The sequence below is a fragment of the Campylobacter sp. RM12642 genome, from assembly GCF_020137635.1.
In the GTDB taxonomy this organism is placed as follows: Bacteria; Campylobacterota; Campylobacteria; order Campylobacterales; family Campylobacteraceae; genus Campylobacter_E.
This window is the reverse complement of sequence record NZ_JACGAT010000078.1, coordinates 1-715: the sequence shown is the minus strand read 5'-3', so window position 1 is coordinate 715 and position 715 is coordinate 1. Positions and strand designations below refer to the sequence as shown.

Below are 715 nucleotides of genomic sequence, written 5' to 3'. Positions count from 1 at the left end.
TTTGCTCACTAGTTTGTAAAGTATTTTTAGAATTTGAATTAGCATTATCAGCTTTAATATCACTACTTAAAGTAATACTTGTTACTTTATTGTTATTATTTGTAGTGCTTTGTTTATCTTCTTGTTTTTCTTGTATTTTTTCTGGTTTATTATCTTCGTTAATATTTGCTTTGGTTAAAGAAAAATCATTTACTTTTAAAGGTTCAACTTTGATTATTTTAGTATTTGAAAAGCTTATTTGTTTTCCTGAATCAATTAAAGAAGTTTTATTACCTAATTTAACATCTATTGCACCTTGTAAGCAAGCTAATTTGTTTATATTAAGTCCAACTTCTCCTACAAACACTGTTCCTCTAATGCCAATTGTTGCTGTATGAGCTTTTAAAGAGAAATTCTTTCTTGCTAGTTTTGAGATTTCTCCTGTAATTACCTTAAAGCTTCCTTCACTTACTTCAAGATTTACTTTAGAGTTTTTTCCATCTAATAAGAATTGTTTTATTTCTAGGCTTGTGTTTTTACCTAGAGTAGTAACGGTGTTGTCATTAAAGATTATTTGTAATCTTGCATTATTTCCCGTTTTTATAATATCGCTTTCATCAAGTTCTTGATTTAATAAAGCTTTTATTTCATTACCTTTTGAGATAACTACTGCATCACCTCTAATAGCTGATATTTTACCTACGCTTGCATAGGTTAGAGTTATTACACTTAATAA

At 27.4% G+C, this 715-nt stretch carries 1 protein-coding gene; it reads right to left on the bottom strand.

Features of this window, described 5'->3' with window-relative positions; genetic code table 11:
- On the bottom strand, nucleotides 1–715 hold a 715-nt coding region (locus AVBRAN12642_RS09750), incomplete at both ends, for a FecR family protein (protein WP_336608320.1).